The sequence below is a fragment of the Paraburkholderia sp. RL17-337-BIB-A genome (assembly GCF_046025895.1).
GTDB lineage: Bacteria > Pseudomonadota > Gammaproteobacteria > Burkholderiales > Burkholderiaceae > Paraburkholderia > Paraburkholderia fungorum_C.
This window is the reverse complement of record NZ_JARESY010000004.1, coordinates 761,635-785,068: the sequence shown is the minus strand read 5'-3', so window position 1 is coordinate 785,068 and position 23,434 is coordinate 761,635. Positions and strand designations below refer to the sequence as shown.

19 protein-coding genes and 3 pseudogenes are annotated in these 23,434 nt (G+C 59.8%); 12 read left to right on the top strand and 10 right to left on the bottom strand.

What is annotated here, in order from left to right; genetic code table 11:
- The first annotated feature begins 17 nt into the window (after positions 1-17).
- From P0D84_RS48585 to P0D84_RS48565, 5 genes are all read left to right on the top strand, one after another.
- On the top strand, positions 18-707 hold the full coding sequence (locus tag P0D84_RS48585; RefSeq protein WP_408351678.1) for a CBS domain-containing protein: 690 nt from the start codon (positions 18-20) through the stop codon (positions 705-707).
- A gap of 44 nt (positions 708-751) precedes the next feature.
- On the top strand, positions 752-1,261 hold the full coding sequence (phaP, locus tag P0D84_RS48580) for a TIGR01841 family phasin (RefSeq protein ID WP_408351675.1): 510 nt from the start codon (positions 752-754) through the stop codon (positions 1,259-1,261).
- 107 nt (positions 1,262-1,368) lie between these two features.
- Positions 1,369-1,848, top strand: a complete 480-nt coding sequence (locus tag P0D84_RS48575) for a hypothetical protein (RefSeq protein ID WP_408351672.1) — start codon at positions 1,369-1,371, stop codon at positions 1,846-1,848.
- Positions 1,758-1,982, top strand: coding sequence for a LemA family protein (locus P0D84_RS48570; RefSeq protein WP_408351973.1), 225 nt, complete (start codon positions 1,758-1,760; stop codon positions 1,980-1,982). The genes P0D84_RS48575 and P0D84_RS48570 overlap by 91 nt, the downstream gene beginning before the upstream one ends.
- A 180-nt stretch (positions 1,983-2,162) precedes the next feature.
- Positions 2,163-2,843, top strand: a complete 681-nt coding sequence (locus P0D84_RS48565) for a universal stress protein (RefSeq protein WP_408351669.1) — start codon at positions 2,163-2,165, stop codon at positions 2,841-2,843.
- A 21-nt stretch (positions 2,844-2,864) separates the two neighbouring features.
- On the opposite strand, the pseudogene P0D84_RS48560 reads toward P0D84_RS48565, so the two are convergent.
- Positions 2,865-3,523 (bottom strand): annotated as a pseudogene (locus tag P0D84_RS48560) (nitroreductase family protein).
- 246 nt (positions 3,524-3,769) lie between these two features.
- On the bottom strand, positions 3,770-4,621 hold the full coding sequence (locus P0D84_RS48555; protein ID WP_408351667.1) for a hypothetical protein: 852 nt from the start codon (positions 4,619-4,621) through the stop codon (positions 3,770-3,772).
- A gap of 311 nt (positions 4,622-4,932) precedes the next feature.
- Here P0D84_RS48555 and P0D84_RS48550 point away from each other — a divergent pair.
- A pseudogene (locus P0D84_RS48550) lies at positions 4,933-5,055 on the top strand (LemA family protein); the annotation flags it as partial.
- A 1,191-nt stretch (positions 5,056-6,246) separates the two neighbouring features.
- Here P0D84_RS48550 and P0D84_RS48545 read toward each other — a convergent pair.
- The 6 genes from P0D84_RS48545 to P0D84_RS48520 form a co-directional block, all read right to left on the bottom strand.
- On the bottom strand, positions 6,247-6,576 hold the full coding sequence (locus P0D84_RS48545; RefSeq protein WP_408351664.1) for a response regulator transcription factor: 330 nt from the start codon (positions 6,574-6,576) through the stop codon (positions 6,247-6,249).
- Positions 6,524-7,246, bottom strand: a complete 723-nt coding sequence (locus P0D84_RS48540; RefSeq protein WP_408351661.1) for an IS6 family transposase — start codon at positions 7,244-7,246, stop codon at positions 6,524-6,526. Before P0D84_RS48540 ends, P0D84_RS48545 begins: the two co-directional genes overlap by 53 nt.
- Positions 7,243-8,202: a reverse transcriptase domain-containing protein gene (locus tag P0D84_RS48535; protein WP_408351658.1), complete on the bottom strand. Its 960-nt coding sequence runs from the start codon at positions 8,200-8,202 to the stop codon at positions 7,243-7,245. Before P0D84_RS48535 ends, P0D84_RS48540 begins: the two co-directional genes overlap by 4 nt.
- Positions 8,203-8,604: 402 nt before the next feature.
- Entirely contained in the window at positions 8,605-9,915 is a 1,311-nt protein-coding gene (gene ltrA, locus P0D84_RS48530) for a group II intron reverse transcriptase/maturase (RefSeq protein ID WP_408340808.1), read from the bottom strand.
- Between the two features lie 867 nt (positions 9,916-10,782).
- Positions 10,783-11,955 (bottom strand): NHL repeat-containing protein, encoded by a 1,173-nt coding sequence (locus tag P0D84_RS48525; protein ID WP_408351655.1) that lies wholly within the window; start codon positions 11,953-11,955, stop codon positions 10,783-10,785.
- 1,384 nt (positions 11,956-13,339) lie between these two features.
- Positions 13,340-14,179 (bottom strand): hypothetical protein, encoded by an 840-nt coding sequence (locus tag P0D84_RS48520; protein ID WP_408351652.1) that lies wholly within the window; start codon positions 14,177-14,179, stop codon positions 13,340-13,342.
- A gap of 389 nt (positions 14,180-14,568) precedes the next feature.
- Here P0D84_RS48520 and P0D84_RS48515 point away from each other — a divergent pair, with 389 nt between their 5' ends.
- Positions 14,569-15,918 carry an IS4 family transposase gene (locus P0D84_RS48515; protein WP_459252212.1) on the top strand — a complete coding sequence of 450 codons (1,350 nt, stop codon included), beginning with the start codon at positions 14,569-14,571 and terminating at the stop codon, positions 15,916-15,918.
- A 123-nt stretch (positions 15,919-16,041) separates the two neighbouring features.
- On the top strand, positions 16,042-17,037 hold the full coding sequence (locus tag P0D84_RS48510; protein WP_408351649.1) for an IS5 family transposase: 996 nt from the start codon (positions 16,042-16,044) through the stop codon (positions 17,035-17,037).
- Here the strand turns inward: P0D84_RS48510 and ltrA (P0D84_RS48505) are convergent.
- Both ltrA (P0D84_RS48505) and P0D84_RS48500 read right to left on the bottom strand, forming a co-directional pair.
- Positions 17,024-18,292 (bottom strand): group II intron reverse transcriptase/maturase, encoded by a 1,269-nt coding sequence (gene ltrA, locus P0D84_RS48505; protein ID WP_459252241.1) that lies wholly within the window; start codon positions 18,290-18,292, stop codon positions 17,024-17,026. The two genes, P0D84_RS48510 and ltrA (P0D84_RS48505), sit on opposite strands and share 14 nt — an antisense overlap.
- Positions 18,293-18,833: 541 nt before the next feature.
- Positions 18,834-19,412, bottom strand: a pseudogene (locus tag P0D84_RS48500) (IS6 family transposase); the annotation flags it as partial.
- Between the two features lie 111 nt (positions 19,413-19,523).
- On the opposite strand from P0D84_RS48500, the gene P0D84_RS48495 reads away from it, so the two are divergent.
- The 4 genes from P0D84_RS48495 to P0D84_RS48480 all read left to right on the top strand — a co-directional run bounded on the left by P0D84_RS48495 (position 19,524) and on the right by P0D84_RS48480 (position 23,068).
- Positions 19,524-19,877 (top strand): hypothetical protein, encoded by a 354-nt coding sequence (locus tag P0D84_RS48495; RefSeq protein ID WP_408351643.1) that lies wholly within the window; start codon positions 19,524-19,526, stop codon positions 19,875-19,877.
- Between the two features lie 275 nt (positions 19,878-20,152).
- Complete coding sequence (locus P0D84_RS48490; RefSeq protein WP_408351640.1) at positions 20,153-20,341, top strand: SDR family oxidoreductase; 189 nt, start codon at positions 20,153-20,155, stop codon at positions 20,339-20,341.
- A 64-nt stretch (positions 20,342-20,405) separates the two neighbouring features.
- A complete protein-coding gene (locus P0D84_RS48485) occupies positions 20,406-20,768 on the top strand; it encodes a putative quinol monooxygenase (protein ID WP_408351637.1) in 363 nt (120 codons plus the stop codon).
- 614 nt (positions 20,769-21,382) lie between these two features.
- A complete protein-coding gene (locus P0D84_RS48480) occupies positions 21,383-23,068 on the top strand; it encodes a putative bifunctional diguanylate cyclase/phosphodiesterase (protein WP_408351634.1) in 1,686 nt (561 codons plus the stop codon).
- Positions 23,069-23,434: the final 366 nt, after the last annotated feature.

Below are 23,434 nucleotides of genomic sequence, written 5' to 3'. Positions count from 1 at the left end.
TGTGCAGGAGGCTTACCATGCGTGCATCTGATGTCATGACCAGCAACGTTATATCGGTTACACCCGACATGACCGTGCGAGAGGTCGCCCGAATTTTTGTCGACAACGGCATCAGCGGCGCGCCGGTCCTGGATCCGGACGGCCATGTCGCCGGCATGATCAGCGAAGGCGATCTGCTTCGCCGCAGCGAAATCGGCACCGACGAGCGCGCGCGAACCTCGTGGCTCGATCTCTGGTCCGCGAGCCATGAAGCACGGGATTACATCAAGACCCATGCGGCGAACGTGCGCGACGTAATGACCACGGACGTCGTGACCGTTCAGCCCGAAACACCGCTCGGCGAAGTGGCCGGCATTCTCGAGACGCGGCGCATCAAACGCGTGCCCGTGACGAAAGCGGGCCGGCTCGTGGGCATCGTGAGCCGCGCCAATCTCGTGCAGGCGCTGGCGAGCGTACCAGATGAGCCGGCAACGGATGTGACGCTCTCCGACGGGGAGATCCGTGCGATGTTGATGGGCGAACTTGCGGGTCGTAAGTGGAGCTTCGCCGGACGCAATATCGTCGTTACCGACGGAGTCGTGCATCTGTGGGGCATCTTCCATTCGATGGAAGCCGTCGAAGCGGTTCGTGTGGCGGCGCAAAACATACCCGGCGTCAAGCGTGTGGAGGATCACACCGAGCCTTATCCGGTGATGCCAGGCATCTAGCAGACGGCGACCGAAACGGTTCGGCATTCAACTTTGGAGGTGTGATGGCTCAGATCATTCCCGAGCAATGGCTCAATATGGAAAGCGATGGCTCCGACAAACTGTTCGGCATCACGACCGGGTGCTTCGACGCTTTTGAGCGGCTGACCGCGCTGAATCTGCAGGCAATCCGATTCGGACTGGCTAAAGCTCAGGAAGCCCTTGCACGGACATGTGTCGCGGACAATCTGCCGGAAGTGCTTTGTCTGCCGACCTTGCTTGCGCCCGCGGGGTTCGCCCAGGCGTTATCTTACAGTCGGCAGTTCCTCGCGATCGTGTCCTATCTTCAGCGGGACTCGGCGCCGCCGCAGCGGGTCGGCGCAGGCAGGCAACCGCATTTCGCGGACAGCCTGCTCGGCAGCCTTGCGACTCGGTCATTGGTGTGCGACGTGCCAGCAGAGCCGGCGATGCCCCCGACACCGGCAGCCGGGCACGTAGCAACGGCAACAGCAACCACTGAACGCGAGAAGAAGCGGCCGGAAAAGAAGACGATACAGCCGATGCACACGGAATAGCGGGCTTCCGATTCAAAGTCGCAAAGATTGACTTTCCAACCAGCCTGCTGGACGGGATTTCGCGGGCGCGAGGTGGGCCGGCGGAGCCGACGCGCATCGAGGTCAAGATGAGGAAAACTATCGCATGGGCTGTCATGTCGCTCGCCGTTGTCGCTTTGCTCGGTGGCTGCCTGCCTCGCTGCGTGCCTGCGGACGATGCCGAGGTGAGTGCCGCACTGAAGGAGGTCCTTCAGCAGTACGAGAAGCGTGCTGGACTCGCCAGGGAACTGATCGGGCTGATACAGCCGGTGGCGAATCGAAACGAAACGCTTGGCGGGGCAGTGCAGGCCGCGCAAGCCGACCCGGACTGCATCCGAACAGCCCCGGGGGCGTTGGTGGAGCGGGTTGCATTCCAGCGGTTTGAGATTGCACAGCGGCAATTGGGCGATGTGCTATCACGTCTTCTGGTCGAGTCGGCCAATGACAGGCACTTTCACAAAGACCCCGCTTCAGGTCGCTGTCCAGGCAACTCGGCGGGGTTGACAGGCAGATCGCCGTCACACGAAAAGCGTACGACGAGGCAGTCGACCGCTATAACGCCAGCCTGAGCGTCTTCCCGCGTGACGTCGAGGCGCGCATCCTGGCGCTGCATGAGCGGCCTAAATTCAGCGCTGCCGCCGAGACGGTGACGCGGCAGCCGCGCACCGATTTCGGCACGCTGCGCGGCTCGCTGCGAGTGTGAAAGCCCCCGCACGCGATGCGGGCGCCGTTATTACTCTCGGTTTGCCACTCTCGACACCGCTCGCTTTCATCCGGTGGCCCGGTTGCCGCCGTCAGCGTTTTCGCGCCTGCGTGTCGCGGTGCTGCGCTTGCGCGAAGGTTTCGCAGTCGGCCCGGCGCCATCCACAACGTTACCTGGCTTATGGTTTTCCTGCTGCGCTTCGCCGGCGGGCTCCGTCGGCAGCTCTTCGCTCAATCCGAAGACACTGCCATCCTGGACGTAATACGATCGCTTGACGCAGGTCAGGCGACTGCAACCATTCGCGCCGATCATCCAGTTACCTGCAGCGACGAGCAGTATCAAGACGTCGAGTGGGCTTCCTGCAACGTCTATGAGGAACAGTTCATGTATCAGAAGATTGTCGTGGCTCTGGATGGCAGCGACTCGTCCAGATGGGCGCTGTACGAGGCGCTCAAATTTGCTCAGCTCACGCACGCGCGGCTTCACGCGGTTTATGTCGTCCATCCGTGGTGCATGTCTCGGTACGCAGGCTATTTCGATCCCGACCAGCTTCGTAAAGTGCTACGCGACGACGGCCGCATTGCTCTTGAGGAGGCGCGCCGGGCGATGGTCACACGTGGCGTCCCCGGCGAGACCGAGATCGAGGAGACAGAGAATGCAGCGGACGACATCCCTCACTGCCTCGCCCGTAGCGTGCAACGCCAGGGCGCCGGCCTCGTGGTGATGGGCACGCAGGGCCGGCATGGCATCGGCCGGTGGCTGCTGGGCAGCGTTGCTGAAGCGTTCTTGCGGCACGCGGACGTTCCGGTGCTTCTGGTTCGGTTCCCACAGGATCTGGACGGGATACCTTCGCGCGTGTAAGCCGCCGTCACTGCGCCGTCACTACACCTGGCGTTCGGCTGCGCTGAATCCCACTGTCTGGGCGAGTATCGGCAGTTCGTCTTCATTGAGCGACAGGGCATCCGCAAGCAGCCGCGCGTTGATCCAGCCACGGATCACGCTGGCCAGTCCTGCCGACGCGCGATACAGGGAGACATTCTGTGCAATGGCTCCGGCTGTCACAGCGGAAAAGCGCTCGCGCTGTTGCGCGGGCATCGCCAGTAAGCGCGATGTGCGAACCACGTAGACGAGATCGAGCGGCGCCTCACCGACGAAGTCCTGGTAGCCAGTCTGTCCGCGCGCGTCGATTGCCTGTTTAAGGACAAGTTGGTGGTTCGGCGCTTCGTAACGGTACACGCCGTTGGGCAGCGCGGTGTAGATGTCGATTTTATTGAACGCGTGCGGCGACGGTGCGGTACGGCCGCCTGCCGCCGGCCGGTTGATCCCGTCGGCGGCCCAGAGCAACTCGCCCAGCACGGTGAGCGGCAATGCCGTCGGCGCGAACGCCCGGCAACTGGCGCGATGCGCGAGCGCGGTCATCAGCGGCACGCCCCCGTTCAGATCGGCCTTGGGCAGCGTGATGATGGCGGGTGTTTCGCCCTTCGCAAGTGAAGGCGCAAGACGGGAGCGGCCTGGTATGCGAGGAGTGGCATGTCGGTCATATCGGACTCCGTTAGAGTATCCCCGGGGGGTGGTCGCGGCGGAGCCGCGCTGCCCTGGACGGGTGTCATTCCACGTTAGCCCGGAATCCCTATCAGCCATTGATGCAGGTCAGTCGGAGCGGACCTTTGCTTGCGAAGGCGCTCTACGCCAATAACACAAATACCTGTCACGCAAGGGCACGAAACGGCTGCTTTCCGGCGTCGCGATCGCGTCTATCCGATTGCAGCGCACTTGCAATCGCGCGCTCATCGCCCGAGTGCTGGCTGGCCCAATAGCGTGCTTCGAGTGCCCATTGTCGGTCCGGGTGGGCGGCGACGATCGCGGCGTGCTGGGATGAACCCTGGGTAGACGCGCCGGCCGGCACCAGGGTAGTGCAGCGGGACCGTGTCAATCACCACGTTGCGAAACCAGTCGAGGCTATGGGTTCGAGCAAACCTGTCGACCGGAGTCGGCGCGAGACGCGCATCGATCGGCCCACCCATCAGCGTGATGCTGCGCGGAGGCGCCTCGCCAGCACTTGCCGACAGCGCTGTTGCCGCTAGCGCGGGACCGGTTGCCTGACAGACGGCAACGACATGCAGGGCGACACTTCCTGCCGCGCGCAGAAAACGCTGGATGACGAGCACGTAGTCGTCGAGCCCGAATGGGCCCGCGTCCAACGGCACGTCGCGTGCGGTGGCCCAGTCGGTGACGTACACGTTACCGTCCTGCAGCAGCGTTTCAACCGTTTCTCGCAACATCACCGCATGGTGGGCCGCCAGCGGCGTACAGAGGAATATGTCTGGAGCCGGGTCGCTCCGTTCCGGCACGGGCACCGCAACGTCCGGAGCGCCGCTGAACTTGCGTAGAGCGCAAAAGGGTGTGCGGTCGATCACCTGCTCGACAACAGGAACGTCCCGTTCGCCGATTCGTATTGTCGGGATGCCGAAAGGGGGCGGCTCTGGTGGCGGTTGAATCAGGCGGTAGATCCAGTCGTAACCGACCGCGGCGAATCGCGACTCGCCCGCCTTCTGCCTGTTTCCATCGGCAACCGGCAGCATCCATGTGTCAAGCATCCGCATCAGGTTGCGCTGTGTTTCGAGCCACGCGTACCACATGCCGTCTCCTGCTTAAGGTTGCCTTATACCTGTCGCGCGACACCCGTGCCAACTTTGTGCTGCCTCGCGAAGCATACGCACGCGTGTAGGGCGAGTTCAGATCAGGGCGGGTACGCGATTGAACGCGTTTCTGCATAGGCAAGGATAGCGTGGCGCCGGGCAGTTCTCCTGGGCTTGACTGGGATCAACGAACCCACGTTCACAGCGAATACTGTTTAGGGCAGGGATAAGCCGGCTTGCGCAAAGTGACGTGTGTCGATGCGTTCCCTCATCAGCGGTCCATGTAGGTTATCAAAAGAAGGGGAGGTTCAATGCGCACCCGAAGTTTTGGTGTGCTGGCTGTTATCGTCCTGACGGTTTCCGGATGCGGCTACAACGCTATCCAGCAGCAGGACGAGCAGATGAAGGCAAGCTGGTCGGAGATCGTCAACCAGTAGCAGCGCCGCGCCGTTCTGGTTCCGAACCTCGTGCCGCTCCCGCCGGACAATCCGGCGGATAGCAAGCTACGTGAGGCAACAGGTCAGCGCGAGTTGCAATTCTGATAAGTCAATGCGCCGGTGGACACAGTAGTTGACGCCGTACACCACACGCTTGATCGCACCGAACCAGGCGAACCCATACCGTTTCAGGACTCCGGAGCAGCCCCGTAAGTCACCGGACATGGTTATCAATGATGGCGCGATTCCGGACGGGCACCTGATACCTGGGCTTCGACCATCCCGTCGTGCGGGAACTCCTCAGACCACGTATCGACCACTTTCGGCATGAAACCTCATCGCCTGGCGATACCGTGGGAAAGAACAACTGACCGGCAGGTCAGTACCGTCATTTCGTTGATCAGAGTCAACCAGCCCGACCGGATCGGCGCGATGATCCAACGAACGGCTACGCACCGTTCGCAAGATTTAGCGATTTAGACCGGGAGTTGACGATGGGAATTGGCATGCAGATAACCTATCTCGGGCTCCCGGGAACCGCATCCCTAGAGGCAGAAGCGGCCGTGCAACTATTGCGCCTTCAACTGTACGGTACCTACTTCTCGGATTGTCAGCTGGCAATCGAGCATTTGGGCCAGCGCTCAGGAAGTAGTCGGTACGAGGTTCGCCTTGATATCCGGACTGCCGCGCACGCTCTGAGACGCATCGCACGTTGCGTACACTACAGCGCCGAAGCGGCTATTGGATGTGCGTTCAATAGGGCGGCGCGGGCACTCGAGATTCTTTCCGCACATGGCAGGCTGTGAAAACGACAAGCGCGGCCGCGACATTGCGCCTTCGGCCCACTGTTTCAATCCACGACGAACACATACTGTCCGACGCGCAGCGAGGAACGGCGGTTGCACCTCGGAAGCAGCCGTTAGGCCGCGACTAGGGCGTGTGGCCATCTATAATTGGGTCGACTTATTCGTAGTCCACGGGTGCATGTCCCGCCTTGACTGGCAGCGAGCTGCCAGTCCCACCAGTATCGATGAGAGCGGGACGGACTATCTATAACGGGTCGACTTTTTCCGATGGCCACGTGTCACGTCAGCGTTGATCGCCGCTTTGCAGCGTATCGCGAATTCCACAGATGACTCCAGTACCACTGCCAGCGCGCTGCGTGACGCAGCTGTCTGGCTGGGAGTTTCAACAAAGATCGTCTTCCGGGATAAGCTTGTGGATTACGGCATAACGCACAAGGGCGACGTCGTGAAGCAGTTCCATCTTCTCGAGAATGTTTGCCCGATGCGAGCCGATCGTCTTTACACTTGCGCCGAGCGTATTTGCGATGTCGGACAGAGATTGTCCGCAGGCAATGCGGAGAAAGACATCGAGTTCACGACTGGTGAGGCGCTGGTGGGAATATATAGGTTTTGTCGCAGTAAGGCGCGATGGACGAGGAAACGCAATTGTTATGTATTGCTTATGAAACGAGCGAGTAAAACTGCTGCGCGGCGGACAGTTGGATTTTGCCAAAGTCCTGCATCTGTCCTTTTTTGATCATGTGCATGACTTCGATGCCGCTCAGAATGACACGCGCGCAGTCAAAATCCTTGAACCCGAGCATCGGTCTAGTGCGACGTTTGATGGCCCGGTGGTCCTGCTCCACCACGTTGTTCAAATACTTGACCTGCCGGACCTTGATGGGCGTCTCGCGCTCGGCGTTCACCGCATGAAGCGCCGCCAGATTGGAACCGCTTTTGTCGATGGTCACCGTCTCGGGTACGCCGTTCTGAGCGATGGCTTTATCGAAGAAGCGGCGCGCGGCGGCCTTGTCCCGCTTGGCCCTGAACAGAAAGTCGATGGTGTTACCCGCCTTGTCCACGGCGCGATACAGGTATTTCCACGAGCCTTTGACCTTGATATATGTTTCATCCATGCGCCAGCTCGTGCCCACCGGGCGTTTGTGCTTGCGAAACGTCTTTGCGAACAACGGTAGCAGTTTGATCACCCACCGATGCACCGTCGAATGATCGACGCCGATGGCGCGCTCAGACATCATCTCCTCGAGATTGCGAAGACTTAGCGAATAGGCCACATACCATCGCACGCACAGCAGCATCACATCCAGCGGATAATGAAGCCGCTTCAAAACCTTCGCAATGCCTGTAGCAAGGGCCGTTCGTGGTATCGCGGTCTTCTTCATCGTGAGCCGAAGCAAAGTTTGTGCATCCCGAACTTTAACGCGGCATCGTTATTGCGACAGAACCTGACCGTCAGCTTCAGTTTGCCCATGATCTCGCGCAGTCGCGACAGGGCCTCTTCAGCTTTGCCTCGCTTGCACAGGATCACTAGATCGTCCGCGTAGGTCACAATTCGACTGCCAAGACTTCGCTGAAGCCCGAGCTTCTTCCATGCCAACACAAACCGGCGCATGTAAATATTCGCCAATAGTGGTGAGATGGGTGAGCCCTGCGGAATGCCTCGCCTGCGGTCCTTGGCCTCGGTCGTACGTGTCTTCCGGCCTCGGTGATCGGTTTCTTCAACGGCGCACTCCAACCACATCTTGACTAGATGCAGCACGCGCCGGTCAACGATGCGTCGCGCAAGCGACAACATCAAATCGGCATGGGGAATGCTTCCGAAGTAGTCCGCCAGGTCGGCGTCAACAACGTCCGTTTGCCCTCTATGCAGCCGCTCCTCCACCTCGATCACCGCTTGCTGGGCATTGCGCCCCGGGCGGTAGGCGTACTGCTCTGGTGGAAGGTCCGCTTCGAAGATCGGTTCGAGCACCAGCATCGCTGCTGTCATGCACACCCGATCTCGCAAGGTCGAGATGCCCAGTGGCCTTAGCTTGCCATTGGCCTTCGGGATAAACACTCTTCTGATAGGGGCCGGCCGGTAACTCTCCTGCCTGAGCGCAAGCGCCAGTTCGCCGAGCCACTTCTGCACCCCATACGCCTCGACCTCCGTGAAGTCTTGCCGATCGACACCCGGCGCGCCCTTGTTCGAGCGACACTGAGCGTACGCATGCGCCAGCACGTCCTCACGATAGATCTTGTCGTACAGAGCGTAGAAGCGGTACCCGGCTTCTGCCTTCGCTTTCGCGTGTAACGCCATCTGCAGCTTCTGAACACGAATCGGAGTTGATAGGTTGCCCAATCTCCACGTCCTCACTACGTATTGCGTCTGTCTTGAACTGAGGCCCCTTTCCTCCACCAGCATTACACCGGCTTCAACGGTAATACGGGCCTCTCCGTCACCCCAAGGCGCCCGGCCTGTCCCTCGCGGGCGTCCGGTTGGTCATCCCTGACCACGCCAGGGGGCTTCCCGTGTTGCGTGCGCTTCCCTTGTGTGCATGCTGTCGCCACTACCCCGGCGCAGCGACTGGGCGTCCTGCCTGCTCGTTCACCCAGCCGTATCAGCCTTCCCCGATATGGCAGTCAGGTCGGCCTGCGCATCGTCCTTTTCGAGGCTTGCTCGGCGGTTGCGGTAGGAACGGCGGTTGCCCGCCGCCCCCCGCGCAGATCCGTACGTGCCCAATTAAGGCATACGGCTCCTGCCTTAGGTCATGACGCGAAGACGCTCCAGCGGATGATTGTGGACAAGGCGCAACGGGGGCAGAAAGCGCTCAATGAGCGGCGCGAAGCGCGGCCAGGGCATGCGAGGCCGCTGGCTGCGTCGTCGCAGGGCACACAACCAGGCCCGTTCCACCTCGGCGCGAAATCCGTTGAGGCGGTAGATATTGCCAGGCACCGCAAAGTAGTTGTAGTACCCGCGCAAGACCTGTCCGAGCCAACGCCCCACAACAGCTATCGGCTCATGCCGACGACGCAGGAGGGTTTCCCGTATCGCCTTCAGGGTACCGCGCATGCGCTTCTTGACCGTCAGACGCAGGATGTCGAAGGCACCCCGCCTGCTGCGAGTGCAGCAGTGGGTAAAGCCAAGAAAGTCAAACGTCCCTGGCTTGCCAAGGTGACGCACGCGCCGACGCTCCGCAGCATATCGACCGAACTCAATCAGGCGCGTTTTCTCAGCATTGAGAGCCAGCCCAAATTTGCCCAGTCGCTCTTCTACCGCAGCCAGGAACCGTCTGGCCTCGTGTTCGTGCTGGAAACCTAGCACGGTATCGTCGGCGTACCGCACGACGATGACGCGGCCATTCGCTTCCTTTTTCCGCCAGCGATGCGCCCAGAGATCGAGAACATAGTGAAGGTACACATTCGCGAGCATTGGGGACAGCACAGACCCTTGCGGGCAGCCCCGTTGGCTCACGATCCTACGGCCGTCCTCGACCACCCCTGCCTTCAGCCCCTTGTGGATAAGCCGCAGTAGCCGCTTGTCCGCAATCCGGTGTTCCAGAAACTTGACCATCCATTCGTGCGAGATTTCATCAAAGAACCCCCGAATGTCCAGGTCGAGAATCCAGTTCACCTTTTGCGTCTTGATTCCAATGTAGAGCGCGTCCAACGCATCGTGCTGGCCGCGCCCGACACGGAACCCATATGAGAATCCAAGGAAGTCCGCTTCATAGATCGCACCTAGTACGGTCGAAACCGCCTGTTGCACGATCTTGTCCTCCAGGGAAGCAATCCCCAGTGGCCGCTGTCTGCCATCTGCTTTGGGGATGTATACCCGCCGCGATGGCTGTGCACGATACGTACCGGTATGAATCTCCCGATGCAGCTCGTGCACCCGCGTATAGAGAACTCCCTCGTATTCCCGCCACGTCACTCCGTCCACACCCACCGCTGCGTTCTGGCGCAAAGCGTAGAAGCTCTCCACCAGCAGCGACGGCGTGATGTGGTGCATCAATGCCGTGAACCTCGTCCGCCGATCCCGGCGGGCGACTTCGCGTACACCTTCAAGTCCCATCGACGCGCCGGCCCGGCTCTGTGTCCGGGGCGCGGGAGGCTTTCCAGTGTTCCCCTTGGCTGCGTCCCTTCCCTCCATCGCCTCCGCAGGGGGAACCCCTTTGTTCGACGACTTCTCAGGTACTACTGACGCATCCGACTTCTCATCGACGTAGACGGCGGGCGTACGGCTTGTGGCCTTCCCCGCCCCATCCGGGCAAACGGCCCCGAATGCCGATGAGATCTCCCAGTTCCTGTGCAGGAAGCTTCCCGACATGCGCAGGGTCTCCGACCGCGCGGGATCGTCACATGACTCGCATCTAACGCCATGTTCCGTGTTGCCTTCCGAGAAGTGAAACTCCGTCGGCATCCCGAATTCCTGATTACGCGGCTCAATGGCTGGCCTGCCGGTTTCCCCTGTCAACGCTTCGATGGATGCCTCACGACAGCCACCGCATGACTCGGGGTCAGCGTGGTTTGCTAGACCTTCGCTGCATCGAACTTTCATCGACTACCTCCTGCCAGTTTGTACTGGCGCACTTCACTCGCGTTACGGCCTGCACACTCGCGCTGTCACCGTATTTCGTGACACGCTTCACCGAAGGCTTCAACCGCTTCGTTACCTCCACGATTGCTCCGGTTGCTTCCGGCTGGAGCGGTTGCCGGGCGGGGCTTGCACCCGCTGGGAAAGCGCCGCCTTTGCACGGCGCACGCCATGAGCGGACGATCATCTACGCGACTTGAATGACGGTTGCGAGGCCTTAACGAGACGCTCGGAGTGAACAGGCAGCGGTAATGATCACCTAGCTCACAGGGCTACCGGCCGCGCATCAATCGGGCTGGCCGGCAGCGGTGAATCCCCTCATCAACAACTCCCGTTATCTGTGCATCACTTGGTAGGGCCGAACGGACTGTCGAACAAATTCGCAGGCGGAAGAGCATAAAAGCCCTCGTTATCTGGTGCCACTGCGATGTAAGTAACCACGCCGAAGCTTGGTCCCTGTCTCGGATTAGTAGAGTCGCTAAACAAGACACGTCTACCTGTCCGCGGGTTCACCCGGAACAGTTGCGTTGCGTCGGCGGCCCCCGCGATCCCAGCGCCGACAATGATGGTCCCCGACTTTTCGATTGCGAGACCCTTGAGGAACACGCCCAACGTTCCCTGCTGGGGGCTATCAAAATCGCTGAGGAGGGTGCGATTGCCGGTGATCGGGTTGATCCTCAGGAGCAGATTCCTGGGCGCATATATGCTTCCGCCCGAATTAGCCAGGATCTGCCCGGAGCGCTCCACGGCCAGACCGACTGAAAAGGACAGGTCGACCACATCGGCACCCTGTGCCGGGTTGGTGAAATCGCTCAGAAGCGTGCGATAACCCGTGACCGGATTGACCCGATAGATCGCAGACTGGCCGCCGGCGCCGGTAATGTGATTCGTGCCGATGAGAATCGCCCCCGCCTGGCCGAGGGTAAGGTCCGTAATCTGACAACAGGTCAAGACTGTTCCTTGAGCCTGATTCGCGAAGTCAGAGACAATAACGCGGGTGTCGGTTCTGGGGGCGACACGGACAACACCATAATGCGCCCCTTGCAGGTTTGCGACGACCCTGCCGAACGCATCCACTGCCAGGCCAGTGTAGAGGTTTCCCTGAACGGCACCCTGATTGAAATTGCTTAGGAGGGCGCGGTTGCCGGTGCGAGGATCGACGCCGAAAATACCAGTAAACAAATCAGTGACGAAAATCTGCCCCCGGCCGATTGCAACGCCGGTAAGGGCCTGTTGACCTAGGGGGCCCTGCGCCGGATTAGAGAAATCGCTGATGACCGAGCGCACGCCGGTCACCGGGTCCACCCGGAACAGTTTGTTGGCGCCCGTGTCGACGACGAGGATATCGCCCCCTGTGATCGACATAGCCTGAGGTGGGCTCCCGGCCAACAGCAGTCCGCCGACCAATGAGACGCAACCTAAAAAGAAGCGCCAACACGAATGTCGAAATAGTGATGTCCGACCTGCGCCCGCAATGCAAGCCTGCAAGTGCGTTACCCACTTCGCTGCCTTTTTCATGACTTCACTCCTTGTGGCGTTGACTGCAATCAGTGGCCGAGGAGGTCAAACAGGGAGCATCGAGAAGGCATGGATCCGTCGGGAATGTGTCGTCCCGGGAAATGATGCTAATGCTTCGTATCCCCAGCTGGTCTATCGAGGAAGAGACCGGTTGCGACCATTCGGCGCCGCACCTTTCCGTGCGACGTTACTGCGGTGCTCGTGAGCCGGAATCAACGGCTGTTACCGTTGCGCCGTACGACCATTCACCCCGACCGTCGTATATATATAGTCCATTTGGTCCGACTAACGCATGGAAGTTTCTTGACGGCTCGCCAGACGCCGTTCAATCCGACAAAGGTCCGACAGGTCTGCATTAAGTGCTGACTTGGCGCTACACTCGGCCTTGACTTGAAAGCCCTCGCAAGCGAACAGATCGACGTTAGAAGCGTCGCCCGCAGAGCAAAGGTCCCAGTTCGGCCGTTGGCTAAGTGATGCGGCGGAAACACGTCGCGTCACTCACGATGTGCTCCTGTGAGACAGCAAGGAGACATTCGTCGATGTGGACTGAACGACTCGAAGGGGTCGACTGCAGGCATTCAGGCGCACGCGACTCCATGTTGAAATACCTCTCGATCATACGCGGACGCTCTGCGGCGAGAATGCGCAAGTGGAAGCCTTCCACGGCAAGCAGGCGGGATGACGCATGAGCCCGCAACCTACCCAGTCTGGTAGGTCCACGGGCGTTCGCTCTTCGTCTATCGTCGACCTGACCAAGGGAGGGCACCATGACCGAGTGGGAAGTCACGCAACTGTTTGAGGATAGGATTGCTGCAGGCCTGTCACTTACCCAGACACTGCGCGGTACGTGCGGCGCGCTTGCAGACTGGGCCGCTCGCGAGTGGGAGAAACTCTCATCTGACGACCGAGACGAACTGGTCACGGTAGGAGCTGTGTTGCTTTGCCTGTCGGTTCGGAGCGAACCTCCCCGGAGGGGGTAACTCAGTGGTAGATGCTGCAGTCAGCATAGATCGCTGACTGGCGTGGGGCTTTGTCGGCGACGACGAGCAGTTCGCGGCCATCTGCAGACATTGGTCAGTGCCCACGTCGGAACGCGCCGATGTCGGCGATGCAGCGGATAACGGTCTGGAATTGGCCGACCTCGTCAAGGCGTGGGCCGATGCGTTTTCACGCAGCAGGCGAAATCCGCATACCTGCAGACATGGCTTCCAAAACGCTCAAGTCCGCGGAATCGAAGTCTCAGTGTCGGCCAATGAAGCTGTTTCCTGTCACAAGCGACGAATCGTCGGAAGCAAGCTAGCCGGCGTTCTTCAACATTTGTGGTCTGGCGACCCCGCTTAAGCTCGCTTGCCCCACAACACAGGTCGTCCCAGATCGGCTGCCCTCAGGGATTAGGCGCATATCGCTGTTGCGCTGCGGACCATTTGAACGTGCGCCGCCACTTTCCACCGGCTTTTTCCCGAAGCTGGAGATCGTGATAGCCGCCGGTCATGGCGGGAAGAATGGTGAGCGCATCCGCTGCGTCCGACACATCGTGGCTCCGTGTGCCGTCCTTATGCCAATCGCCTGCGAGCATTTTGTCGAAAGCCATCGGCTGGGCGAAGACCACGCGCAGTGACTTCCCGTCGATCACGAACAGATACAGCGCTTCGAAATCCGCACCGCCCCCGGCGTAACCCTCGTTCCATCCTGCGCGCACGCCGAACGCGTATTCGCCCGTGCGGAGCTGGTACGCAGCGAGATCGAAACGGGACCAGCTGGACGGCATGGCCTCCTGTTCGCTTCCTGTGTCGCTCGCGTCGAGCTTGTCCGGCCGGTCGATGTTCGTGTCGCGCCAGTCGGTCGGTGTGGCGACGGGCGCCTCAGTTCGCGCCACGAGCCGCGGTGCGCCGGAGCCATTGCTTTCGAAGACGCCGAACCAGACCCGCCGCGGGTCTGTATCGTCGCTGCCGAGGGTGTCGCACGAGGGAGGTGCGTACTTCAGGGCGGAGGCGGCGAGTTCCGGGTTGTTGGCAAGACAGATCATGGCGACGTAGCTGTTCGGCCGCAGCGGCCAGGGCTTCGCGCCCGACAACACGACGCTCCGCGCGTCCTGACCCGGCGCCAGCTGTTCGACGAGAAATGCGGTGGTGAAGCCGGCGGGAAGCTTTGCGTCGAAGCCGTCGGGTTGTGGTGCACCGTTCATCGATTGATCGAACATCTTTTGGGCGTCACTAGTATGCATGGCGCCGCGTACGCCGGATAGTGAGGGCACCGTCGTGTCCGCGAGCGCAGTGGAACCATGCAAAACGAACGCGAGAGCGGCGAGACCGAATGAGCGACGGAGCGGTATGTAATATGTCATGGAAATAGCACAGGTTAGATAGCGCCCTATTATCGCGGAAAAGGAGCGGAGATGAAGCTGTGCTTTTGATAGCTGAAAGCGATATTCTTTTTAATGACAAATCGAAATCCACGCCCTATGGGCGTGGTCATCGCCTAACTCATCGTCTTATACACAAGTCAGCCCTCCGCAACCGTAGGCCGGAACAAACCGTCGTCGGGCAATGAGATCGACGGGGGCTTGTAAACTTTCGGCGCATCGCGTTTACTCTCGCTTTTTGCGTGAACGCCTTGGCCCTGGAAGCACCGTGCTGGACGCAAACCGAATTTGCTGACCTCGACCTTGGCGACGCGCGCTTGAACAAGCGAGCGAGGACATTGATGGAACGATTGGCGGCCAAGCCGACGGCTGGCGTGCCGCAGGCGTGTCGGGGCTGGGGCGAGACGATGGCGGCGTACCGCTTCTTCGACAACGGCGAGGTCGAGTGGAGTGCGATTCTGGAACCGCACTGGCGGCAGACCGAGCAACGAATGGCCGCTCAGTCGGTCGTGTTGTGCCTGCAGGACACCACGGAACTGGATTTCAACGGCCGGCAGGCCGCGGGCCTTGGGCCACTGTCTTATGAGATGCAGCGCGGGATGTATTTGCATCCGACCTATGCGGTGACGCCTGAGCGGGTGCCGCTGGGTGTACTCGACGCATGGATGTGGGCGCGTGAGCCCAAGGACGCGCAGGGCCAGCGCGGCGGCCTCAAGGAAAGCCTGCGCTGGATCGAGGGTTACGAGCGCGTAGCGGAAACGGCATCGAGCCTGCCACACACGCGACTGGTGTACGTCGCTGATCGCGAGGCAGACATGCTCGCGCTGATGGTGCGGGCGCAGGAGTTGGGCACGCCGGCGGATTGGCTGATTCGCTCGACCCACGACCGCGCGCTGCCCGAGGGAGCCAAGCTATGGACAGCGACGACAGAAGGCACACCGCTGGGCGAGATTGCCTTCACGATGGGCTCGCGTCACGGCGTGAAGGCGCGCCAGGTGCGTCAGCACGTATGGTTGCGGCGCATCGAACTGCCGGCAGGCGTTGGTCAGAGCGTTGCGGCCACGTGTCTGGTGGCGCGTGAGTTTGATGCACCAGGCGGCGTCAAGCCGATCGAATGGCGCTTGCTGACCAACCGCGAAGCCACGACGTTGCAGGAAGCGATTGAACTGATCGACTGGTATCGGGCGCGCTGGGAAATCGAGATCTTGTTCAACGTGCTGAAGAACGGTTGCCGGGTCGAGGCGCTGCAACTGGGCGCGATCGAACGGCTCGAACGCGCGCTGGCGCTGTTTCTGGTCGTGGCTTGGCGAATCGTCCGTCTGATGCACATGGGTCGCAGTTGCCCCGATCTGGATGCCGAACTGTTCTTCGATGTCGATGAAATTCGTGGCGCGTATTTGCTGACCGACGTCAAGCAGCCGGACAAGCCCAAGCTCAACGAGGTGCTGCGCCTGATCGCGCGCCTGGGCGGATTCCTCGGCCGCAAGGGCGATGGCGAACCCGGCACGAAAGCTATTTGGCTGGGACTCAAAGAGGTTCATGTCGCTGCCAAGACATTGCAGAAGTTACGTGCCGGCGGTCACGCTGGAAATTGTGTATAAGCCGATGCGCCTAACTGGCTATGCCTGTTAGAGCACCTGCCCATGGGCTTTGTTCGGATGGGGGGTATTGCGAAGTTTGGGCGGATTGTGTAGAAGCACACCATCATAAAGTCAGTCCAGATCATGCCATACAAAGCCAGGCTGAAACAGGGTGAAGCGCGCAAGCGCAAGAAGCCCGGGTACCGGGTGACGAATGCGCGCGCGTACAACCAGAGTCTGAGAAAGCGCGGCATGATCAGCCTCTATGTTGCCGATGGCGATCTGAAGGCGCAGTTCATTAACGCGAAAGTCCGTGCGCCCGGCGTGTCGGGGCGCGAGCCGACCTACACCACCGCGTACATCGAGCTGATCTATACGTTCTACCGGCTGTTTGGCTGGGGCATGCGGCAGATCACGGGGTATATGGAAGACTACTGGGCGACCCGGGGTCTGGACATTCCGGTGCCCAGTTCGGGCCAGCTATGCGACCGGTTCGCGGCGCTCGAGGTGAGTGTCACGCAGCGCTGCGAGCAATTGGCCAGACGGCTCGCGCGCGGCGAAGCAGTGAGCATGATCGTCGACAGCACGGGGCTGAGCTTCGGGCGCGCGAGTGAGTGGTACGAACAGAAGTACGGCAGGAAGGCGACGCAAACACCGTGGCGCAAGATGCATCTGTCGATCGACGGGGAGATGAAAATTCACGCGATCAGCATTACCACGACAGAAGTATCGGACAGCGAAGGAATGGACGCGGTCCTGCCGGCGGATCTGCCAGTCGACCGGGTGATCGCGGACGGCGCGTACTACAGCATCGAGCGCACCGAAGCGCTCTCAAGCGCGGGCGTGACGCCCGTCATTCCACCGCCGGCTCACGCCGTCGTGCACGGCAACGACCAGACCCGCTGGCATGATCAGATCGTCAAATACATCGATGAGAAAGGCATCTATGCGTTCCACAAGAAATATGGATATGGCGTACGCGCGCTGGTCGAAGCGCAGATCTCACGCATCAAGCGATGCATTGGTGCCACCCTCCTGACGCAGAAGATCGCGTCGCAGGAGAGCGAAGGCGTGATCATCGCCAACATCATTAACCTGTGGAATTCCTTTGGGAGGCCCGTTTCCGTCAAAAATCTATAGTTGCGTCCGCAGCATGGGAACTCATACCTATCCGAACAAAGCCCCTTCTGGCCGCCCATCGCCATAGCATTGACCAGACCTCGTGATCAACCCGATCGAAGGCTTTCTTGGCGACGACATGGCTATGGTAATTCGCCCATCCTCGTAAAACAGGATTGAGCAGCTTTACCAGGTTCGCCTGTTTAGCCGTCTTGTTGGCCTTGATGATTTCACGAATTTTGTCAAGATGTGCCTTGACGTTCGCTTTCGACGGCTTCATCAGTAGCTTGCCGTTGTACTTGCGAATGCTCCATCCGAGGAAATCAAACCCATCCTTGATGTGCGTTATCCTGGTCTTTTCTGGTGATAGGACCAGCCCGCGTTCCGCCAGGAATTCAGCTACTGCCGGCCTGACTTCATGTTCCAGCCACTCCTTCGAGTGGCCGGTAATAATGAAGTCGTCCGCGTAACGCACCATGTTCATTTTCAGTCCTCTCTGCTTCGCTCGCGGGAATTTTTCCGCGAGCATAGCTTCGAGGCCATCGAGCGTCATGTTGGCTGCCACCGGGGAAATAATTCCCCCTTGCGGGGTGCCGGCGTCAGTGGGGAAGAGTTCGTTTTGATACACGTATCCCGCTTTGAGCCACTTCTTTAGAATCACCTTGTCCGTGGGGATATTGGCGATCATCCAGTCGTGGGAAATTTTGTCGAAACAGCCTTGGATGTCGGCCTCCAGCACCCATTCCGCACTCGCCTTTTTTGCCAGAGAAATGAAGCATTGTCCTCCAGCGTCAGCAGTAGAGCGTTCCGGTCTGAACCCATAAGAATTCAGATCGGCGGTGGTTTCCGAAACGGGTTCCAACGCCAGCAGATGTAACGCCTGCATGGCGCGGCATTTCATCACGGGTATGCCGAGCGGCCTCGTCTTACCGTTTTTCTTCAGAATAAAAACTCTCCGAAGTGGAAGGGGCGAATAATCCCGCCTCTTCAACGACGCAATCGCGTTGGCCTTTGCCACCGGTGTTTTCCACGTTACCTTGTCCACACCGGGGGTGTTCCTGCCTTTGTTTTCAGTCACCCGCTTCACGGCTAATGCACGGCCGCTGAACGAATGGGTCAGCAGCCATTGCAGTGCTTTTACCCTGTTATGGCGGCCGGCCTGTACCGCCTTCACCATACGCGATTGCAGCCTCCTTACCTGACGTTGAACATCGGCCCAATTGATGCCGTTCCACGCCACGCCCGAAGGTGCACGCGCCCGTGTTGCTGCGCTCATTTGCTTTCCTTCCGTTTAGATGGTTCTGCAAACTCTCTGGTGAGGAGAGACCACGAGGAAGTCTGCCCGCTTTCGCGTCGGGTGATGTTGCAACCCGTATCCCGTCCATTACAGCCGGGCATTCGCTTTTTCCCCGATCCTGTGCCCGCACCGCCATGGGCAGACCTCGCAGCCTGCTGTCCCGAAGGGAGCGATACGGGGTTTCCACGTTCCGCTTATGGAAGTACGTCGGGTTAGGTGCCTGCTCTGGGCCGGGAGGTATGCGGGTCACGAACGCGTAATCGAAAGACGCTGTTCCCACCTCCAGTACCGTTTTGGTTCGAGCGCAATAGCCATTTCCGCTCGTTCAACGTAACGACCCTACTGCAGATTCAAATGTTTTCACCATACCGACTATCTGGCACTCATCCGGCGTATGGCTGCCAGAAGGGTACGCCTCTCGCGATTGATACCCCGCGCCTTGCGGCGCTTCGTTACGTTGTCAGAGCCGCTCTTGATTCAGGCCCCTGGATTCACCGGGTGACACCGGTGGTTCTCTCCTTCGATATGGCGAGAAGGGAGAACAACTTCTGTAAGCGACCTCGTGTCGCACTTCGATCACGTTATTCAGATACTTCGAGGAGCGCACTTGCGTTCCCTCAGGCAGCAGAGCGTCAGCGATCATCTCGCGCACGGCCCGGTGCGAGGCGGCATACCCATCGAGCGTGATCGTCTCCGGTGGCTGGCCCTGATGTTTGATGGCCTTGCTGAAAAAGGCCTTGGCCGCGCTCACATCGCGTTTTGCCCTGAGCATGAAGTCCACTGTCTGGCCGACCCGATCTACCGCCCGGTAGAGATTGACCCACTTGCCACGAGTCTTCAGATAGGTCTCGTCAACACGCCATGACCGGCCAGTGGGTATGCCAAACCGGTTCCAGCGCTTGACGAACTCCGGCGTAAAGCGCTTTACCCAACGCATGATCGTGGTGTGTGCCAGCGACAATCCCCGCTCGGCCATCATCTCGACCAGATCGCGCAGGCTGAGCTTGTAGCGAAGATACCAGCGCACACACAGAACAATGATCTCCCGATCAAAATGCCGGCCATCGAACAACCCCTCCAGACCCTTCCTCTTGCTCATCGCCGCCCACCAGATTGATTGGATCGAACTCTCGCCTACCTTTGCCATTCCCACTCTTCGCTTACTTACTCTATCAGCATTGCTTCTTTCCGGAGTTCAACGAGTTGATGCTTGCGAATTTCACTGGCAGCACTATGGAGAGGCCAACGTAAAAATATTATTGACACCGAAATCGGTGACCATGTACCCGATGGATTTTGCAAATATTCAAACAAATATGAAATAGTGCTTGAAACAAATGCGGCAGTGTCAAGGGGCGCCGGTTCCACAATCGGCGTGGGATGGGCGGTTGCCACCATGCGGCCTATTGGTTCAAAAATTCAGCAAAGAGACCGATACATGCACACGGTAACGGATTCGAATTGCACAACTCTTGGTTGCACAAACGCCCTTGCGAATAAAGCTGCATTGGAGGCGCTTGACGACATGATGTCAGATTTTAAAAATTACGAATTCACAAAGTAAAAAAATAACGCTCGCGATCGCCATGACTGCTATCTTGTTAATTTCACCGATGACGTCTTGGTCGGAGTCAACGAGCCCGCTCAATCGTTTCCCGGCGCTTAACGCTGCGGCGAAAACGGTCAGATCAGGCGGTCAGGTAACGCCTGATCAAGCGCTTTCTGACGAAGCTCGTCGCAACCTTGCTGCCGCCCAGTGGCAGACGGGAGTTTGGTCAGGGCACGCGTTCGCTAACAACACGTCCGGATCATTGAAACGCAGTGGCACGATCGCGACGAGTGACCGAGACGGCCATGCTGGATGGGATGTCTGCGGAGAGGCAGAAAGAGATCGAAACGAGTATCCCGTTGCAGCGCGCTGGGAAACCGGTCGAGATTGCGGGTGCATGTCTTTTCCTCGCATCCGACCTTTCCGGATATGTGACAGGTGCCACGATCGACGTGAATGGCGGCAGTCATATTCACTGAACATTCCGCCGCTGGTTTGCGCTAGCGCAGACCGGCACGGATCGTTTTGCAAGGAGGGAATTTAATGCATCAAGAAATTTACTGGATCTTCACAGTTTCCGTTAAGCCTGGACGATTTGACGAGTTTAAGAAGCTGGTCGTGGAAATCGTGGCTGAAACCAGGAAGGAAGCGGGCGCTCTCGCATACGAGTACAGCGTAAGTTCCGATCAGAGCACGGTTCACGTTTTTGAGCGTTACCGCGACTCGGCGGCTGTCGTGACGCACATCGACCAGACATTCGGACGCTTCGCAGATAGGTTCATGTCACTCGTAACGCCGGCTGGCTTTGTTGTCTACGGCACACCGGACGAAGAGGCCCGGGGCAAGCTCGATGGAATGGGCGCTGTGTACATGACGCTGTTTGATGGCTTCAGACGATGGGAATGAGCGACGAAGGGCTCGACCGCTGAACGACTTGATTGTTGCTCGATTTTTTAAGCAAGCGTACGAACCGAGGAAGCAGCTGATGACCGCTTTCGCCTGGCGGATTCAACCGGTGGCTGCCTCTCAGTTGCGTGACGTTCGCGGTCAGATTGTCGAATCAACGGGTGCACTGCGCAAGGATGCGACGCGAGCCAGCCATTCCCCGGCGATGCTTGACCGGAAGTATTGGAGCGATCTCGAACGCCTCGGTGCGCTCGATGAGGGCGTAGCGCACTTCGCAGCGCTTGATGCGATGCCCTGTCCGATATGTGTCACACCAGTGGAGCTTCACGTGGCCCACCCGATCTTGGGAAGTGGGCGCCGGGCAGCTACAGGAAAGCAGTCGCGGCCGAGTCGTAGAAGATCGCCGGACTTCGTGCGGGCCTGTTGCATTCGCTCAGCATCGAGCAGTGGCGTCTTGCCGACGCGACGGAGCAGGCAGATCTGATCAGGTGGCGTCCCTGCTCGGCGAAGCTTTTCAGTTCACAAACACTGTCCATCCTCCTACGATACGCAATGTTGGCGACTTCAGACATAGCGTGGGACCGTGGCACCGGTCCATCAAGGGGGACAAAGGCATGGAAGATTTTCAAGTGCTCGACCACATCACGGACGGGGTGATGTCGCTCGACCGGGAGTGGAAGTTTCGAAACATTAACCGCACCGCGGCGCGACTGCTGAAGCGCCGGTCGACGGACCTGCTGGGTCACGAGATCTGGGCCGAATACCCGGACCTCATTGGGTCGAGCTACGAAACGGCCTATCGGCAGGCGGCCGAGACCGGTTTGCCCAGCACCGCGACTGACTTCTACGCGCCGCTCGGTACCTGGTTCGAAGTGCGGGCGTTTCCATGCGAGGACGGCGTCACCGTGCTGGTTCGCGACGTCACCGAAGCGCACGCGACCTCCGAACTCTTGTCGCGCCAAGCCACGCACGATGAACTGACCGGGCTCATCAACCGGCGCGAACTGCTGATGCGCCTGAACCGTCTCGTCGACGAAGGCGCGGCCGATTCCGTCGATCTGCTCTTCATCGACCTCGACCGCTTCAAGGACATCAACGATTCGTTCGGCCACGCGGCGGGCGATGAAGTGCTGCGTGTCGTCGGCGAGCGTCTTTCGGACTTGCTCACCGAACGCTCCCATGCATCGCGTATCGGCGGCGACGAATTCGTGATTTTCCTCGTCGACGCGCCCGAGGGCGAGGCCGCGCGTGTTGCGCGCGACGTCATATTACGCATGCGCGAACCTATCCAGACACCTTCAGTGCGGGCATCGGTGGGCGCGAGCATCGGCGTGGCGCGCTACCCCGTGTCGGCGTCGGATGCGGGCGAGTTGCTACGCAACGCGGACACTGCGATGTATCACGCGAAGCGCGTAGGCGGCTCGCACGTGTGGTCGTTCGGCAAGGAGGATGCGCAGCGCCTCTCGCATCGCCTGCGGCTGCGCGCGGATCTGGAACGCGCGAGCGCTGCGCATCAGTTCGAACTGCATTACCAGCCACAACTGGACCTGGGCACGGGCCGTATCTACGGCGCCGAGGCGCTTCTGCGATGGAACCATCCCCAACTGGGCCTGCTCATGCCGGCCCACTTCCTCGACGTGCTGCTTGAATCGCCAGCCTATGAGGCGACGGGCGAATGGTTAATTCGCCTCGCGTTCCGTCAGGCGGCGCAATGGCAGGCAACGGACCACATGCCGTTCAAGATCGCCGTCAATCTCTCGGCCACGACGATCGAGAATTGCGATCTCGTCGCACTGGTTTCGGAGGCGGCCGAGGCGTCGGGCGTGTGCGCTTCCGTACTCGACATCGAAGTGACGGAGACTGCGATCATGAGCGACTTCGTCGCGGCGTCGCGCTCGCTTTCGGCCGTGCGAAGGCTCGGCGTGACCGTCTCGCTCGACGACTTCGGCACCGGCTACTCGAGCCTCGCGTACCTTACACAGCTGCCCGTCGATCGCATCAAGATCGACAAGTCGTTCGTGCAGGGGCTCACCGTCGAGGAGACCTGTCACCAGGCACGCGCGATGGTCGAAGCGATGGTGGCGCTCGCGCGCGCGCTCGGCATGGGAACGGTCGCGGAAGGCATCGAGACCGAAACGCAACTCGTTCTCGTCAGGGAACTCGGGTGTGATGCCGCGCAGGGATACTTCATCGGCAAGCCGGTGTCGGCAGCGCGCATCGAGCCTTATGCTGAGGCGCGGTTTGGCCCGGCGCCGACTGCGCTTTCGTCGTCGCAGGGCACACGAAGCGGATCGCGCTAGCGGTCGACGCATAGGCGCCCGGTTCGCGTTGCTTCTGGTTACGCCCGATGAACCGGCATCTGCCTCCGCGCGTCTTCACGCGTGCGAAAGCCAGCAACCCGATATCTAACTGCGATGCGCTGCAACCGAAGCGGCCCAATTGGGCCTTCACAAGGGATTAGATAGCAAGAAACGGAGTGCTGGTACCGGACTGCTGCCATAACCTGAAGATTCGGTCCGGCAGTTGCCGAGGTCGGCGAACACCGCACGGTACGCTCGAACCATGCTCAAACTCGCAGGCCCGCGATACGTCAATTCTTTCATCGACACCGCGTCCCCGTCTTTCACTGACTGGAGTTTAACCATGTTGCCATTTCTCTCGCTTCA

Coding starts and splice junctions, on each gene's coding strand:
- P0D84_RS48525 (WP_408351655.1), bottom strand. CDS start 11,955: ATGAAAAAGGCAGCGAAGTGGGTAACGCACTTGCAGGCTTGCATTGCG.
- P0D84_RS48575 (WP_408351672.1), top strand. CDS start 1,369: ATGAGGAAAACTATCGCATGGGCTGTCATGTCGCTCGCCGTTGTCGCT.
- P0D84_RS48510 (WP_408351649.1), top strand. CDS start 16,042: ATGCCATACAAAGCCAGGCTGAAACAGGGTGAAGCGCGCAAGCGCAAG.
- P0D84_RS48585 (WP_408351678.1), top strand. CDS start 18: ATGCGTGCATCTGATGTCATGACCAGCAACGTTATATCGGTTACACCC.
- phaP (WP_408351675.1), top strand. CDS start 752: ATGGCTCAGATCATTCCCGAGCAATGGCTCAATATGGAAAGCGATGGC.
- ltrA (WP_459252241.1), bottom strand. CDS start 18,292: ATGAGCGCAGCAACACGGGCGCGTGCACCTTCGGGCGTGGCGTGGAAC.
- ltrA (WP_408340808.1), bottom strand. CDS start 9,915: ATGGGACTTGAAGGTGTACGCGAAGTCGCCCGCCGGGATCGGCGGACG.
- P0D84_RS48485 (WP_408351637.1), top strand. CDS start 20,406: ATGCATCAAGAAATTTACTGGATCTTCACAGTTTCCGTTAAGCCTGGA.
- P0D84_RS48480 (WP_408351634.1), top strand. CDS start 21,383: ATGGAAGATTTTCAAGTGCTCGACCACATCACGGACGGGGTGATGTCG.
- P0D84_RS48555 (WP_408351667.1), bottom strand. CDS start 4,621: ATGTGGTACGCGTGGCTCGAAACACAGCGCAACCTGATGCGGATGCTT.
- P0D84_RS48540 (WP_408351661.1), bottom strand. CDS start 7,246: ATGAAGAAGACCGCGATACCACGAACGGCCCTTGCTACAGGCATTGCG.
- P0D84_RS48565 (WP_408351669.1), top strand. CDS start 2,163: ATGGTTTTCCTGCTGCGCTTCGCCGGCGGGCTCCGTCGGCAGCTCTTC.
- P0D84_RS48520 (WP_408351652.1), bottom strand. CDS start 14,179: ATGCATACTAGTGACGCCCAAAAGATGTTCGATCAATCGATGAACGGT.